The sequence below is a fragment of the Streptomyces sp. GbtcB7 genome (genome assembly GCF_019091445.1).
GTDB classification, from domain to species: domain Bacteria; phylum Actinomycetota; class Actinomycetes; order Streptomycetales; family Streptomycetaceae; genus Streptomyces; species Streptomyces mirabilis.
This window is the reverse complement of record NZ_JAGXJM010000720.1, coordinates 1-232: the sequence shown is the minus strand read 5'-3', so window position 1 is coordinate 232 and position 232 is coordinate 1. Positions and strand designations below refer to the sequence as shown.

Annotated in this window: 1 pseudogene; it reads right to left on the bottom strand. The window is 80.6% G+C overall.

Annotated elements, in window-relative coordinates:
• Window positions 1–232: pseudogene (locus KVT44_RS57345) on the bottom strand (molybdenum cofactor guanylyltransferase); the annotation flags it as partial.

Sequence of the window (232 nt, the reverse complement as noted above, 5' to 3'; positions counted from 1 at the left end):
CGACCCAGGTGTCGCAGGGGAGGCACGCGCCGGGGACGGAGATGCGGGAGGGGCCGGGGGCGGCGGTGAGCCGCCGCAGCGGCAGCCCGGTGCCACCGCCGTGGGCGACGGCGTGCGCCGCCAGCTCACGGCGCACGGCATCCGCGCGATAGGCGACCACGAGCGGCTGGTCGCGGCCGTCGGGGTCGGTGAGCAGCACGCCGTCGGGGCGCGCCGGACCCTGGGGGGCGTC